Below are 13910 nucleotides of genomic sequence, written 5' to 3'. Positions count from 1 at the left end.
ACATGCACGCCGCGGGAGACACTGTCGCAAGACAGGGCCGAAGGAGCAACCGCCCCGGTAAACTCTCAGGCAAACGGACCCGGTGTGCGACGACAACTCTGGAGAGAGGCGCATCCGCGTCCGCCGAAGGGATAGCGATCTCAGGCGAAAGGACAGAGGGGGCATCGAAACGGGGCCAAGGCCCGAGGAGGTGCATGTGTCCGATCCTATTTCCCTGCCGCTGGCCGATCTGCATGCGGAGCTTGGCGGCAAGATGGTGCCTTTCGCGGGCTATTCGATGCCGGTGCAGTACCCGGCAGGCGTGATGTCCGAACATTTGCATGTGCGCGATAAGGCGGGCCTTTTCGATGTGTCGCACATGGGGCAGGTCGTCCTGCGCGGCGACGGCGCGGCGCGGGCATTGGAAGGCTTGCTGCCCGTCAACGTGGTCGGACTGGCCGAAGGGCGGCAACGCTATGGCCTGCTGATGCTGCCGGACGGGGGCGTGGCCGACGATCTGATGTTTGCCAACCGTGGCGATCATCTGCTGCTGGTGGTGAACGGCGCGATGAAACATGCCGACATGGAGATTTTGCGCGCTGGTCTGCCGGGTCTGTCGGTTGAAATGCTGGACGGTCGCGCGCTTCTGGCATTGCAGGGTCCGCTGGCCGAGACGGTGCTGGAGGCGATGGTCCCCGGTGTCGCCGCGATGAAGTTCATGGATGTGCGCTCGTTCGATTGGAACGGCGCGGATCTGTGGATCAGCCGATCAGGATATACGGGTGAGGACGGGTACGAAATCAGTGTCCCGGTCGCGCAGGCCGAGGCCTTCGCCCGTGCACTGCTGGCGTCCGACGACGTGATGCCCATCGGTCTGGGCGCGCGTGACAGCCTGCGGCTGGAAGCGGGAATGCCGCTTTATGGACAGGACCTGACCGCCGATATCAGCCCGGTCGAAGCCGATCTGGGATGGGCGATCCAGAAAATACGGCGCACCGGCGGCGACCGTGCGGGCGGCTTTCCAGGTGCGGATCGTGTGCTGGCCGAGTTGGACAATGGCCCGAAGCGCCGTCGCGTCGGCCTTTTGCCCGAGGGACGCGCGCCGATGCGGATGGGCGTCATGCTCTATGGCAGTGATACGGCCACCGCCCCCATCGGCACAGTCACGTCAGGCGGATTCGGCCCGTCGGTCGGTGCACCCATAGCGATGGGTTATGTTCCAGATGGGACCGTGACGGGCACCGTTTTATATGGTGATGTGCGGGGCAAACGCCTGCCGGTCACCGTCACCGACCTTCCTTTCCACCAGCCGCGCTACAAGCGCTGAGATCACGAGGCTCCAGATGAAGTACACCGAAGACCACGAATGGCTTGAAGACAACGATGGCGTCATCACCGTCGGCATCACCGGTCACGCCGCGACCCAGTTGGGCGACGTCGTATTCGTCGACCTGCCCGAAGTGGGCCAGACCGTGAGCAAGGGCGAGGAGATCGTGGTGATCGAATCCGTCAAGGCCGCGTCCGACATCCTGTCGCCGCTGGATGGCGAGATCGTCGAAGTTAACGATGCGTTGGCCGATACGCCGGGTCTGGTGAACGACGACGCCGAGGCCGCGTGGTTCTTCCGCATGACGACCACCACCCCCGAGGAGATGGACGGGATGATGGACGAAGACGGATACAAGGAATTCATCGGGGATTGATCGCGCAGACACGATCAATCCGGCAGCAAGGTGATGATCGCGCAGCGATCGTCACCGCCGCAAAAAACCGACGAACCGTCAGCCCCGGAGTCTCCTTGCCTGTCCGCGACGTCCCCAACCCGGATCGCTCCGACCTGACCGGAGCCGCTTTCGTCTGACCGAACCCTTATGGCCCTTTGATAAATGTCCTGACCCATTCTGCCTGATCCCACCGGAGTTCCCATGCCTCAGATGCCGTTTGCCCCCGAGTATGACACCTACGATTTCGCCAACCGCCGCCATATCGGCCCCTCGCCCGAGGAAATGGCCGAAATGCTCAGGGTCATCGGCTGCGATACACTGGACGATCTGATTGACGAGACAGTGCCGAAATCCATCCGGCAAAAAGACCCGCTGCCCTGGCCGCAGATGACCGAGCACGCGATTCTGGGGCGCATGCGGGCCTTGGCGGACAAGAACCGCGTGACGGTCAGTATGATCGGGCAGGGTTATTCCGACACCGTGACGCCGCCCGCGATTCAGCGCAACATTCTGGAAAATCCGGCGTGGTACACGGCCTACACCCCGTATCAGCCCGAAATCGCACAGGGTCGGCTGGAGGCGTTGCTGAACTTCCAGACGATGGTGTCCGACCTGACTGGATTGCCGGTCGCAAACGCCTCCCTGCTGGATGAAGCCACTGCCTGCGCCGAGGCGATGGTGATGGCGCAGCGGGTCGCCAGGTCGAAGGCTTCGGCGTTCTTCGTCGATGCCCGCTGTCACCCACAGAACATCGCGGTCATGCGAACGCGGGCAGAGCCGCTGGGGATCGAACTTATCGTGGGCGAGGTCGGTGATCTCGACGCCTCCAGGGTATTCGGGGCGATCTTCCAGTATCCTGACACGACGGGCGGCTTGCGCGATCTGACCCCGCAGATCGACGCGCTGCATGGTGCGAACGCTCTGGGCATTGTGGCGACGGACCTGCTGGCGCTGTGCCTGCTGAAGGAACCGGGCGCGATGGGTGCCGACATTGCCGTTGGATCGGCGCAACGCTTTGGCGTGCCTCTGGGCTATGGCGGACCGCACGCCGCGTTCTTCGCCTGCGCCGACGCCTACAAGCGCAACATGCCCGGTCGTCTGGTCGGTGTCAGCGTCGACAGTCAGGGCAACCAGGCCTACCGCCTGTCGCTTCAGACCCGCGAGCAGCATATTCGTCGCGAAAAGGCGACCAGCAACGTCTGCACGGCGCAGGCCCTTCTTGCGGTCATGGCCAGCTTTTTCGCGGTGTTCCACGGACCAAAGGGTTTGCATCATATCGCCAGTCACGTTCACGCGCATGCCGTCGCCCTGCGCAAAGCCCTGGTGGACGGTGGCGTGGACGTTGCCGACGGTCCGATATTCGACACCCTGACAGTCACGTCTGATGACCGTGATGGTATCTGGAACGCCGCCCGCGATGCCGGAATCACGCTGCGCAGGATCGGGACGGATCAGCTTGGTATTGCTTGCGACGAGTTGACGGACGGCGATGTTCTGAAGCGCCTTCTGGGTGTGTTCGAAATCTCGTCCAAACCGGATTTGCACATCGACATCCCCGACGACCTGGCGCGCCAGACCGAGTATCTGACACACCCGATCTTCCACATGAACCGGGCGGAATCCGAGATGATGCGCTATATGCGCCGTCTTGCCGACCGTGATCTTGCGCTGGACCGGGCGATGATCCCGCTCGGGTCCTGCACGATGAAGCTGAATGCCGCCGTGGAAATGATGCCTGTCACCTTTCCCGAGTTTGGCAAACTGCATCCCTTTGCCCCGGTTGAGGATGCCGGGGGATACAAGGAAATGATCGACGAGCTGTCTGATCGTCTCTGCGTCATCACCGGCTATGACGCGATGTCGATGCAACCGAATTCCGGTGCGCAGGGCGAATATGCCGGCCTGTTGACCATTGCTGCCTTCCACAAGGCAAACGGGCAGGAAAAACGGCGGATCTGCCTGATTCCCACCAGTGCGCATGGCACCAACCCTGCCTCGGCCCAAATGGCGGGCATGAAGGTCGTGATCGTCAAGGCAGCCGATAACGGCGACGTCGATCTGGACGATTTCCGCACCAAGGCCGAAGCGGCGGGCGAGGATCTGGCGGCCTGCATGATCACCTATCCCAGCACCCACGGAGTGTTCGAGGACACGGTGCGGCAGGTCTGCGAAATAACTCACGCGCATGGCGGACAGGTCTATCTGGACGGGGCCAATCTGAACGCGATGGTCGGTCTGTCCAAGCCGGGGGAAATCGGTGCGGATGTCTCGCACCTGAACCTGCACAAGACGTTCTGCATTCCGCACGGCGGCGGCGGACCCGGCATGGGGCCGATCGGCGTCAAGGCACATCTGGCGCCGCATTTGCCCGGCCACCCCGAAACCGGGGGCGAAGGTCCGGTATCCGCCGCGCCTTACGGCAGCGCGTCGATCCTGCCGATCAGTTATGCCTATGTGATGATGATGGGCGGCTCGGGTCTGACGCAGGCCACCAAGGTCGCCATCCTGTCGGCGAACTATATCGCCAAGCGATTGGAAGGGGCCTATGAGGTCCTGTTCACGGGGCGTAACGGTCGCGTTGCGCACGAATGTATTCTGGACACGCGCCCGTTTGCGGAATCCGCGCATGTTACCGTCGACGACGTGGCCAAGCGGCTGATGGACAACGGGTTCCATGCGCCCACGATGTCCTGGCCCGTCGCAGGCACCTTGATGGTGGAACCGACCGAGAGCGAGCCCAAGCCAGAGCTTGACCGCTTTATTACGGCCATGCTCGCCATCCGTGAGGAGGTTGCGCAGATCGAGGCGGGAACGATGGATGCCGACAACAATCCGCTGAAGAATGCGCCGCACACGATGGAGGATCTGGTGCGCGATTGGGACCGCCCCTATTCGCGCGAGGCGGGGTGTTTTCCGGCCGGTGCCTTCCGCGTCGACAAATACTGGCCGCCGGTCAATCGCGTCGACAACGTCGCAGGCGACCGGAATCTGATCTGTACCTGTCCGCCACTGGAAGATTACCTCGACGCGGCGGAATAGGGCCTAGGCCTTTGGCGCGATCTCGCGGACGCGGACGCGGTCTTGTTCCAGAGACAGGCCCGCGTCCGACAGTTTGATCGCGCGCGCCGATGCAGTGCGCGCGGCCTTTGCCATTTCGGGATCGCCATGTTCCGCCAGGCGGGCGAGCACGCGTTGCAGTGCCATTTGCACCTCGACCATTTTGGCTCCGTCGCGCGCAATTGCGTCAAGGGCCGTGCTGATGGCAGCCTCCGCTGAAATCTCTCTCGTCCGCACGCCGGGCAGAGGGGACCTAGTGTTGTCTGGCACGGGGTCCGACGGGGCCGGCCACAGGGCAAGCAGCCTGGACTGTCGGTGAATCACGTCGATTGCTGTCCGCGGGTCGTTCAGGCTGGGAGAGAGGGCACGTTGCGCGATTTCCGACATGACCTGGAATCCGAAAAGCGGGTCCTGATCGAAGGATTGCAGATCGTCGATAAGGACATTCTCGCGGAGGTCGGTATACTCGGCACTGTCATCCCCGGTTGTCGGAACATCGGTAACCACGGGGAGGCCCGACACGCGCATCAACAGATCGCCCTTTGCAACCCAGTCGCCGGGCAACACAACCAGATCGACGCGACCGCCACTGGCATCGGCGGCCTCAGACAGGGCGTTTGCGTCGATATGTTGCACGTAACCCGATTTCGTCGAAAAAATTTCCTGTCCGGTCAGTTCGGCGTCTTCCGGCAGGCGGGTGCATCCCAGGTAGGGCGAGTCCATACGTGTCTTCATTGCATGATGGGCCGCCTCTTCAATGCGTGCCGTCGTCGCTTCCATCGATCCGAGTTCCGAGAGTTGCTGTACCCAGCGGATCAGCGCGACGATCACCAGTCCGATGACGAAGATCGTGACAAGATAGATGATCGAGAAACCGCCGTCTCCATACAGGCCCACACTGATCACGATCCTGGAGAAGAGCGCGAAGACGAACGCACCGATGAAGGTCGCCAGAATGGATTGGGTCCGGCCGTCCTGCCGCAATAGACGGTGAGCACGGGGGCTGGCCTGACTTGCGGCAAAATTATGGGCTGTCACCATCACGGTCAGCGAAAAGGTTGCAACCACCAGCATCGAGTTCGTAAGGATTTCCAGAAGGGCCTGCGCCGCCGTCTCGTCGATGCCGAAGCGCACGGCGTCCGGTACCAGCGGCCCCAACACCGGCGTCAGGGCAGCCGCGAAAATGGCGAGCGCCGAAAGCAGCGCGACGCGAATCCAGATCTGTCGGGTCAGTTCGCGCAGGTGCCACAGGGTTTGGGTCAGGATCATCCGGTCGTCTCCAATGGGTCGTGCAAGTCAATGTCGCATGGTTGCGATGGGCCCCCAAGTATCTTTGCGGTTGCTTGACACACCCCGGACCCGCCGCCATATGGGCGCCGTTGGGGTCGTAGCTCAGTTGGTAGAGCGCGTCGTTCGCAATGACGAGGTCAGGGGTTCGATTCCCCTCGGCTCCACCACGATTTCCTTTGGTTTATACGCTGTTCTTAGGGGGGTGCTTCCGTGCCCCTAACATTCCTTCATCCGTGTCTGGTGGTCTGTCACGCGACATTGACCTTCCGCACTTTCTGACGCATCGTCATGCCGCACCGCAGCATGAGGCGCGATATGGCAACGATCATTACATTAGCTCAGCAGAAGGGCGGCTCGGGCAAGACAACGGTCACGGCACATCTGGCAACCGAACTGGCCAGCCGGGGGCATCGGGTGGCGTTGCTGGACGTCGATCCGCAAGGGTCGCTGGGGCAGTGGTTCATGATGCGATACGAACGCACTGGCGGTTTGAAAGGCGACATTACCTTTTCCACGTCTTCGGCGTGGGGGGTGACGTTCGAATCGTCCAAGTATCAGGAAGATTACGATTTTATCCTGATCGACACGCCTCCCAAGATCGACAGCGACCTGAAGCCGTCGCTGCGGATTGCGGACCTTGTAATTGTGCCCGTCTCCGCCTCAGAGGTGGATCTCTGGGCGACCGAGGGTGTCCTTGAAATCGCTGCGCGCGAGGGAAAACGGCCCGTTGTTGTCCTGAACCGGGCGCGCAGCGGGACGCGTTTGAGCGAGAAGATCATGACCGCCCTGTCGAAGCTGGAGGCCGATCCGGCGACGACGATTCTGGGTCAGCGCGTCGCCTACGCCGAGGCTTTGGGTCAGGGCCAGGGGGTTTGCGAATTTCCCGGCGCGAAGATCGCGGCCGCGGAAGTTGCGGCGTTGACCGATGAGATTCTCGGACGGTTGGACAAGTAATCTGACGCCGAGCAGTCAGCGCCACAAGGGGGCAAAGCTGACGAGCGCGCCTTGTGTCTTGGCCAGCAGGCGATTGGCCGGGCCGGGGCGGGGGATCTGCCCTTGCGCAAGGCGCTTCACGATGGCCTCGGGTGGGGCGGCCGTGCCGGTAACCGGGTCGAAATACCGTGGATAATCAATCAGAACGGCGTGAACCAAGGCGTCCATCGACGGTCGCGCGGCGCGACGTCGAGCGGGGATGCTGCCCCGGTCGTCCGTCAGACCCCAGCCTGCGTAGAAGGGTGTGCCGAGGGTGGTCACGGGGGTGTCCCGGATCAGCGCCTCGAACCCCAGAAGGGAAGTCATCGTCCAGATTTCACTGGCCTTTTCGATCAACGCATGGGCGTTGGCGCGTGTCGCCACGAGGTCGGCGTCGCCTGCGTCGATGGCCCCGTCGCGTAGTCCCGCCTCGACGTCGGGATGTGGCTTGTAGACGATGAACGAACCGGGATTGGCGGCGCGGGTGGCCGACAGAAGCGCTGCGTTATCAGAAACTTCGGAGGTGCCCAGGCGGATCGAGGCATCGTCCGCGACCTGACCGGGCACCAGAATGAACGGGACGTCGGGCAGGGCAGGCAGATCGCCAGACAGGTTGTATTTCGTAAGGCCCGCCGCGACGATGGAAGCGCGCAATTCACGAGCGCGAACAAGGGCTTCCGGAGGCAACGCAGCGGCGGTGACGATGGCGTCCTCAAGCGCGGATGGCCGTGTCGGGTCGAAATAAATACCCTTTGCATCCAATACGAGCGATAGCGGCGGGATCAGATCGGCTCCCAGCCCGCGGGACCGCAGAAACCCGTCTTCCAGACGGGTGATGGACGGGTGATCCACGTCGGATATGCGTCCGACGTCAGCCGATTGAGGCTGACCCCCGCCCCAGACGAGCGGGCGGCGCTGGGGGTCATGTCCGAACCGCACATTATTCGACAGAAACCTGCGCAGGGGCGCGCGTTTCCACAGGCGCATGTCTGGCGCGGACCAGCCCGACCGGTCTTCGCGCCAGGCGCGGGCGCGGGCTTGCAGAATACGGACGACATCGACCGGATCGCAGAGCGCATCGGCATGCGGGTCGTACCAATGCGGATACAGCACCATCGCGCCCGCGAACAATTGCACCCGCGTCAGCTTGCGGTGGCGGCGATCCAGCGGATTTCGGTCGTCGTCCAGACCCCAACCGGCATAAAATGGCTGTCCGAACGTCACGGGCCGGTGGCCATGCAGGATCGCCTCGAACCCCATCTGGCTGCTGACGGTATAGACGCGGATGGCCCCGGCCAGCAGGGTCGCGGGGGGCAGGGAGCGGGTCTCCAACGTCGCGCCGAACACGGCATCGTCCTGGTTATAATGTCCCGACCGGTGCCCGGCGGCGGTTTCGGGGTGCGTCTTGATGACGATCCGCGCGCCGGGGTTTTCCTCGCGCGCGATCAGGAGCATTTCGCGGAACGTCGCCTCGGAGGCGTTGCCCAGACGGATCGCGGCATCGCCGCGCGTCTGGTCGATGACCAGCACATAGCCCGGATCGGAGGGCGCGAGATCAATGCGCGTGGCAGCGTATTTGGTGACGCCCGAGCGCACCCATTCATCCATCAGCACACGGGTGCGCCCGATCAGGTCGCCGTCGTCGAAGGCCTGAGTGGCGAGCAGGGTTTCGAGATCGGAGGGGGACCGGCTGTCGAAACAGGCGGCTTTGCGGTCGATCAGCAGGCCCAGCGTATCTTCGCGCGGGCGGGTGCGACCGGGGTGGAGAGAGCGGAGAAACGCATCTTCGAACCGCAGGACGGGGGCGCCGGCGCGACGTGCGACGGCTTCGGCGCGGGCGGAGGTTGCGGCGTGGCCCCAGACGGCGACGTATTCGCCCGCGCGGGGCAGGCCGGGACGCAAGTCGACCCCCGCCAGCCCGGCGATGCGGCGGATGCGCCGGTTGAGAAACCCGCCCGAGACATAGCGCGCGACGCAGCGCGTCTCGGGCGGGGTCATGTCAGCCGCCGACGGTCGTGGCGGCAGACCTGATCTGGCCCAGCGATCCGAAGATCGCGGCGACCGAACGGTTCCAGGCGACAATGGGCGCTTCGGTCACGTAAATCGTGTCGCCGTCGCGGATGATGAAATCGCGCGCGTCGAACATGCCGTTGGGTTCGGTCAGGTCGAGGACATAGACCAGACGCTGCGTGCCGGTCAGATCGTCGCGGCCCATCACGGCCTCGGCGATTTCCTCGGGTTCGTTGCGGAAGACAAACACACCGGTGGGATTGGCGAGGTTGGCATTCAGGCCACCGACCTGGGCCAGCGCTTCGATCGCGGAGATCACTTCGGTCTCGAACTCCATGCGGTTCTGCGCGCCGGTCGCACCCAGCACGGTAAAGGCGCGGGTGTCCTGTTCGATGTAGATCGTGTCGCCGTCGCGCAGGGCGATGTCCATGCTCGGGTTCTTGTAGAGATCCGAAAGGTAGGCGGTCTCGGTCCGGGCACCGCGGCTGACGTTGACCAGCGCGATTTCGGGCGAAATGGCTACGCCACCGGCGGCCGCGATCATCGCGGTCAGGGTCCGGGTCGGACGTTCGATGGGAAACACGCCCTGTGCGCCCGCGCCGCCGACGACGCTGACAGTGGCACCGTTACCGGCCAGGCGGCGAACGACGACCTGCGGATCGGGGGTCTGTTCGTCCAGTCGCTGCGTGATGATCCGGCGCAGGGCCTCGGGCGTGTTGCCCGCGGCGCGAAGGCGCCCGGCGTAGGGGATGAAGATCATGCCCGCCGAGTCGACCTGCACCTCGTCGATCAGCGAGGCCGAGGCCCCGGCGTTGGTCAGCAGGCCATCCTCGACGTTTTCATAGATGATCAGGCCCAGCGTATCGCCGGGGCGGATGGTGTCGGCACCCAGCGCACTTGCGTTGCGAAACTCGGACGAGAAGCCGAGCGCCGGGGTGACGGCAGTGGCGGCGGTGACGCGGGGGTTCACGCTGACGATGAAGGCATCGCCGCCGTTGATAACGCTGCCCGCGTAGATTTCGCGTTTGTTTGGACCTGACCGGGGCAGCGTCCCGCAGGATGCCACCAGGGTCAAAGCCAGGAATGCGACGATGGACTTCGCCGTCCGGGATACCTGTCTGCTCACGTGCTCTGCCTTTCGATCTGCCTTTGGCAATATTGCAGGGTTGATCCCCGTCTTGCGAATGTTCCATTCGCCTGCCGCAGGTTCCGGTTTGTGTCTAGCCTGACACGAGTTTCAAGTTCTGGCGTGGCGCGGGACGTCCCGTCGCCAGCCTGTCGTAGGGGTCGAGGTCCGACAGCATCATGTCCACGACCTGACGCAGAAGTTGCCGCCGTCCGCGCGAGGAGTAGAAGCCGCCCGCCACCTGACTGGTTTCCAACAGATAGTGGCGGTAATCGCGATAGGCGCGGCTGTCGGGACGATGCGGGTCGGCGAAGAATTCATCGAGCGGTTGGTCGCTGACGAATTCGGGTTTGTCATAGACCGAGCGGCCCATCGCCTTGACCGGCAGACCCCGCCAGAGCGCCTGTTGCGCCGCGGTGGAATTGACGGTGACGGCGGAGCGGGCTTCGTTCATGAGGGCGGCCAGTTTGCCGCCGCGCAGATAGTGGACACGACCGTCCAGGCCGTAATGTTCGACCAGGCGGCGGATCGTCGCGCGCACGGGTGCGCGGCCGTCCTCGAGTGGGTGTGCCTTGAGGACAAGGTGGTGATGGCTGGGCGCGCCCCTGGCGAAGCCATCGACGACCTGTTCCAGAAACTCGGTCATGGAGGCGAAGGGCGAATGCGCGCGGAAACTGGAGTCATGTTCCAGCTGCATCAGGCACAGGTGATAGGGAAAGCCGCCATGGGTTATGCGCCAGGTCGCAATCTTCCGTTGCAGCGCGGTCGCGGGCATCGTCAGAAGGCGACGCAGATACAGGCGGAATTCCTTCATCACGGTAATGTCGCGGTGCGGGCGATAGGCGCGATACCGACCCGGCGCCGCGACCACGAACAGGTGATAGAGCATGCCGTAGAAGATATGGTGGCGCATGTCGCCCCAATGCGCGGGCGCATCCGGCAGGTCGAGGTCCAGTTCGGCGAGCGCGGCCTGCATGTCCGGAACGGATTTGTCCATCAAGCGCGAATGGGCGTTCGAGCCGCCGCGTTCATAACTGATCCACCAGGGACGCAAATAGCCTTCCTCGAACACATGCACAGTCAGGCCACGGGCGTGGGCGATTTCAATGGCCTGGGCATGGATGGCGCGAACGTCGCCGTAAAGCACCAGATCTGTAATTCCCTTTTCGTCCAGAAGCTTGGCGCAGGCTTCGGGCCAGTTTTCGGGATTGCCATGGAATGGAATGTAGCTGTTGCGATCAAACCAGAACGCCGCGTCCCCGCGATTGAAACCGACGCGCCACACCTCGCATCCCGCCGCCCGGAGAAGACATCCGAGACGATGGAAGAAGGGCCCGTGAGGCCCTTGCAGAAACAGGAATCGGCGCGTTGGACGCATTTCGCCCCTCGGGTTGTTTCGTCCTTTATCGGGCGCTGCGTGGGCAGGGGAAAGGCGCGAATGTGGCAGGTTTGAGGCACTTGCGGCAAATGGACCACAGGCTTAGCTGGGGTTGAAACGCTGCGGAGGACTTAATGTTCACAGGTATCATTACCGACATCGGAACGATCCGGACACTGGAACGTCGCGGCGACCTGCGGGCGCGGATCGGCACACGATACGACGCGGGCGGCATCGACATCGGTGCGTCCATCGCCTGCGACGGCTGCTGTCTGACCGTGGTGGACCGGGGCGCGGACACCGAAGGCCACTGGTTCGACGTGGATGTATCGGCCGAGAGCCTGTCGAAAACCGCGCTGGACCGCTGGCAAACCGGATCGCGTGTCAATCTGGAACGCAGCTTGCGGGTGGGTGACGAACTGGGCGGGCATATCGTGTCTGGCCACGTCGACGGCACTGCCGAAATCCTGTCGATCATACCAGACGGCGACTCGGTACGATACGTTTTCGCCGCGCCCGATGCCCTGGCCCGGTTCATCGCGCCCAAGGGTTCGGTGGCACTGAACGGGACGTCGTTGACAGTGAACGAGGTGGATGGCGCGACCTTCGGCATCAACCTGATCCCGCACACGCAATCGGTGACAACCTGGGGCACGGCAGCGCCCGGCGACCGGGTCAATCTGGAGATCGACACCCTGGCGCGCTACGTCGCACGTCTGGCAGAGATGCCGGGCTGACCGTGACGAAGCGCCTTGTCCTGACGTCCATCGAGGACACAGGCGGCGATCGTTGCGTCGATATCCTGTGCATGGGCGAGGATTATGGCTGGGTGGAGTGTCGCCGCGACCCGGAAGACGCGCATGGTTGGCGGCATTTGCATCCACCGCGCATGGGGTTTGCCGATGCGGCGGCGGCGCGGGCGGAAGCCGGGCGATCGGTCGGATGGTTGGGCAGGTGCTGAGCAGGCCCCTTGCGGCGGCGCTGCCATCGTGCGCGAATGACGAATGAGCACTTCAAGCACCCCCGGCATCGGCCATAACTCAGGCCATGATTTCAACGGCTATACCAGTCGCCTGCATCAATGGCGCAAGGCGCGCCGCGATCTGATCCCGAACACGATGCCAGTGGAGGTCGTGCGGATACGTGTCAGACGTGCCGCTGCCATCGGGCTGAGTTACCGGACCTATGCCGGCATCCGCGCGGGCACCGGGCGCGACATAACGGCGCTTTTGTTCTCGTCCAACGCGCTGGGCATGATCCGACGCGCGGAGATGGATGCGGACCGGGCCGCGAAACTGACCCGGGTCGAGGCCCTGCGGGGCGTTCTGGTGCATCGGCCGCTGGTGGTCGAGGCGGAAGCGCCGCTGGATTTTGCCGACGCTGCACCGCTTTTTACCGAGAGTTGGACCACGATGCGGAGGCGGCTGCGCGATCTGCTGCGCAGGCGTGGTTTGCCTGCGGATGCGGTGCTTATGATCGGCGACACCGCATTCGAGGCGAGTTGGTGCGCGGCCTTGCGCGCGGGCGGATATCTGACCGCTGACCGTTATTTTGGAGAGACAACATGACCGACAAGGCACCACTGGCCGTCATAACCGGCGCATCCGGCGGCATCGGGCGCGCCCTGGCCGAGTATCACGCGGCAAAAGGGGGAGACCTGATCCTCGCGGCACGGCGCGCGGTGGAGCTGGACGCGCTGAAAGCCGACATCGAGGCGAAACATTCCGTCTCCGTCACGCCGGTGGCCTGCGACCTGGGTACGCCAGAGGGCCTGGCCACATTGATCGCCGCCTGCGAGGGGCGTGACATTGGCATCCTGATCAACAACGCCGGGTTCGGCGGGCGCGGCGCATTCATCGAGCGGCATCTGGCCGATGATCTGGCGATGGTGGATCTTAACGTGAACGCCGTGATGATACTGTGTCACTCGATTGCGCCGGGCATGGTCGCTCGCGGCAAAGGGCGTATCCTGAATGTCGGATCGACGGCGGGAATGATGCCGGGGCCGATGCAGGCGACGTATTTCGCCACCAAAGCCTTTGTGAACAGTTTCAGTCAGGCGCTGGACGAGGAGTTGCGGGCGCAGGGCGTCACCGTCACCGTGTTGGCCCCCGGATACGTCGAAACGGATTTTGCCGCCCGTGCCGATCTGGAAAACACGCCGCTTACCAAGTCGGGGCAGAGCCCCGAAGCGGTTGCCAGGGTCGGATATGGTGCAATGATGGATGGCAGGCTGCACGTGGTGAATGAAGGCATGCTGTCGGTGCTGACAAACTGGGTCATTCCGCTGCTGCCCCGCCGCCAGGTGCTCAAGATGGTGCGGAAGATGCAGACCAAATAGCAACGTGCGCACGCAACGTCTGCGCCGGACGGT

The 13910-nt window shown here is 63.5% G+C and carries 12 protein-coding genes, 1 tRNA gene and 1 riboswitch; of the genes, 9 read left to right on the top strand and 4 right to left on the bottom strand.

Annotated features, from left to right (window positions below):
- Nucleotides 1-2 precede the first annotated feature (2 nt).
- Nucleotides 3-90, top strand: a riboswitch (glycine riboswitch).
- 106 nt (nucleotides 91-196) lie between these two features.
- From gcvT to gcvP, 3 genes are all read left to right on the top strand, one after another.
- Complete coding sequence (gene gcvT / locus BMY38_RS00500) at nucleotides 197-1306, top strand: glycine cleavage system aminomethyltransferase GcvT (protein WP_092758758.1); 1110 nt, start codon at nucleotides 197-199, stop codon at nucleotides 1304-1306.
- A 16-nt stretch (nucleotides 1307-1322) separates the two neighbouring features.
- On the top strand, nucleotides 1323-1682 hold the full coding sequence (gene gcvH, locus BMY38_RS00495) for a glycine cleavage system protein GcvH (protein ID WP_092758756.1): 360 nt from the start codon (nucleotides 1323-1325) through the stop codon (nucleotides 1680-1682).
- 231 nt (nucleotides 1683-1913) lie between these two features.
- Complete coding sequence (gene gcvP, locus BMY38_RS00485) at nucleotides 1914-4742, top strand: aminomethyl-transferring glycine dehydrogenase (protein ID WP_092761027.1); 2829 nt, start codon at nucleotides 1914-1916, stop codon at nucleotides 4740-4742.
- Between the two features lie 3 nt (nucleotides 4743-4745).
- On the opposite strand, the gene BMY38_RS00480 is transcribed toward gcvP, so the two are convergent.
- Nucleotides 4746-6029 carry a DUF2254 domain-containing protein gene (locus BMY38_RS00480; protein WP_092758752.1) on the bottom strand — a complete coding sequence of 428 codons (1284 nt, stop codon included), beginning with the start codon at nucleotides 6027-6029 and terminating at the stop codon, nucleotides 4746-4748.
- 112 nt (nucleotides 6030-6141) lie between these two features.
- Here BMY38_RS00480 and BMY38_RS00475 point away from each other — a divergent pair.
- Together BMY38_RS00475 and parA are read left to right on the top strand one after the other, a co-directional pair.
- Nucleotides 6142-6217, top strand: a tRNA-Ala gene (locus BMY38_RS00475).
- A gap of 148 nt (nucleotides 6218-6365) precedes the next feature.
- Nucleotides 6366-7004 carry a ParA family partition ATPase gene (gene parA / locus BMY38_RS00470; RefSeq protein ID WP_092758750.1) on the top strand — a complete coding sequence of 213 codons (639 nt, stop codon included), beginning with the start codon at nucleotides 6366-6368 and terminating at the stop codon, nucleotides 7002-7004.
- A gap of 15 nt (nucleotides 7005-7019) precedes the next feature.
- Here parA and BMY38_RS00465 read toward each other — a convergent pair whose 3' ends face one another.
- From BMY38_RS00465 to BMY38_RS00455, 3 genes are all read right to left on the bottom strand, one after another.
- Nucleotides 7020-9020: a capsule polysaccharide biogenesis protein gene (locus BMY38_RS00465; protein WP_092758748.1), complete on the bottom strand. Its 2001-nt coding sequence runs from the start codon at nucleotides 9018-9020 to the stop codon at nucleotides 7020-7022.
- Between the two features lies 1 nt (nucleotide 9021).
- Nucleotides 9022-10158, bottom strand: coding sequence for a polysaccharide biosynthesis/export family protein (locus tag BMY38_RS00460; protein ID WP_092758746.1), 1137 nt, complete (start codon nucleotides 10156-10158; stop codon nucleotides 9022-9024).
- Between the two features lie 94 nt (nucleotides 10159-10252).
- Complete coding sequence (locus BMY38_RS00455) at nucleotides 10253-11536, bottom strand: capsule polysaccharide biogenesis protein (RefSeq protein WP_092758744.1); 1284 nt, start codon at nucleotides 11534-11536, stop codon at nucleotides 10253-10255.
- Between the two features lie 134 nt (nucleotides 11537-11670).
- Between BMY38_RS00455 and BMY38_RS00450 the strand changes: the two genes are divergently transcribed.
- From BMY38_RS00450 to BMY38_RS00435, 4 genes are read left to right on the top strand one after another with little or no spacing between them, the layout of a single operon-like run.
- Nucleotides 11671-12273 (top strand): riboflavin synthase, encoded by a 603-nt coding sequence (locus tag BMY38_RS00450; protein ID WP_092758742.1) that lies wholly within the window; start codon nucleotides 11671-11673, stop codon nucleotides 12271-12273.
- A 2-nt stretch (nucleotides 12274-12275) separates the two neighbouring features.
- Nucleotides 12276-12497, top strand: coding sequence for a hypothetical protein (locus BMY38_RS00445; RefSeq protein WP_092758740.1), 222 nt, complete (start codon nucleotides 12276-12278; stop codon nucleotides 12495-12497).
- A 43-nt stretch (nucleotides 12498-12540) separates the two neighbouring features.
- Nucleotides 12541-13104: a hypothetical protein gene (locus tag BMY38_RS00440; protein WP_175495724.1), complete on the top strand. Its 564-nt coding sequence runs from the start codon at nucleotides 12541-12543 to the stop codon at nucleotides 13102-13104.
- The gene (locus BMY38_RS00435; RefSeq protein WP_092758738.1) at nucleotides 13101-13877 is read left to right on the top strand and encodes an SDR family NAD(P)-dependent oxidoreductase; all 777 of its coding nucleotides are present in this window, start codon (nucleotides 13101-13103) and stop codon (nucleotides 13875-13877) included. Before BMY38_RS00440 ends, BMY38_RS00435 begins: the two co-directional genes overlap by 4 nt.
- The last annotated feature ends 33 nt before the right edge of the window (nucleotides 13878-13910 follow it).

Source organism: Jannaschia helgolandensis (assembly GCF_900109285.1).
Lineage (GTDB): Bacteria > Pseudomonadota > Alphaproteobacteria > Rhodobacterales > Rhodobacteraceae > Jannaschia > Jannaschia helgolandensis.
This window is presented reverse-complemented; position numbering and strand designations above follow the sequence as displayed.

Bases quoted from the DNA above. Each gene is read 5' to 3' on its own strand.
- gcvH (WP_092758756.1), top strand. From the start codon at position 1,323: ATGAAGTACACCGAAGACCACGAATGGCTTGAAGACAACGATGGCGTC.
- gcvP (WP_092761027.1), top strand. From the start codon at position 1,914: ATGCCGTTTGCCCCCGAGTATGACACCTACGATTTCGCCAACCGCCGC.
- BMY38_RS00480 (WP_092758752.1), bottom strand. From the start codon at position 6,029: ATGATCCTGACCCAAACCCTGTGGCACCTGCGCGAACTGACCCGACAG.
- parA (WP_092758750.1), top strand. From the start codon at position 6,366: ATGGCAACGATCATTACATTAGCTCAGCAGAAGGGCGGCTCGGGCAAG.
- BMY38_RS00465 (WP_092758748.1), bottom strand. From the start codon at position 9,020: ATGACCCCGCCCGAGACGCGCTGCGTCGCGCGCTATGTCTCGGGCGGG.
- BMY38_RS00455 (WP_092758744.1), bottom strand. From the start codon at position 11,536: ATGCGTCCAACGCGCCGATTCCTGTTTCTGCAAGGGCCTCACGGGCCC.
- BMY38_RS00450 (WP_092758742.1), top strand. From the start codon at position 11,671: ATGTTCACAGGTATCATTACCGACATCGGAACGATCCGGACACTGGAA.
- BMY38_RS00440 (WP_175495724.1), top strand. From the start codon at position 12,541: ATGAGCACTTCAAGCACCCCCGGCATCGGCCATAACTCAGGCCATGAT.
- BMY38_RS00435 (WP_092758738.1), top strand. From the start codon at position 13,101: ATGACCGACAAGGCACCACTGGCCGTCATAACCGGCGCATCCGGCGGC.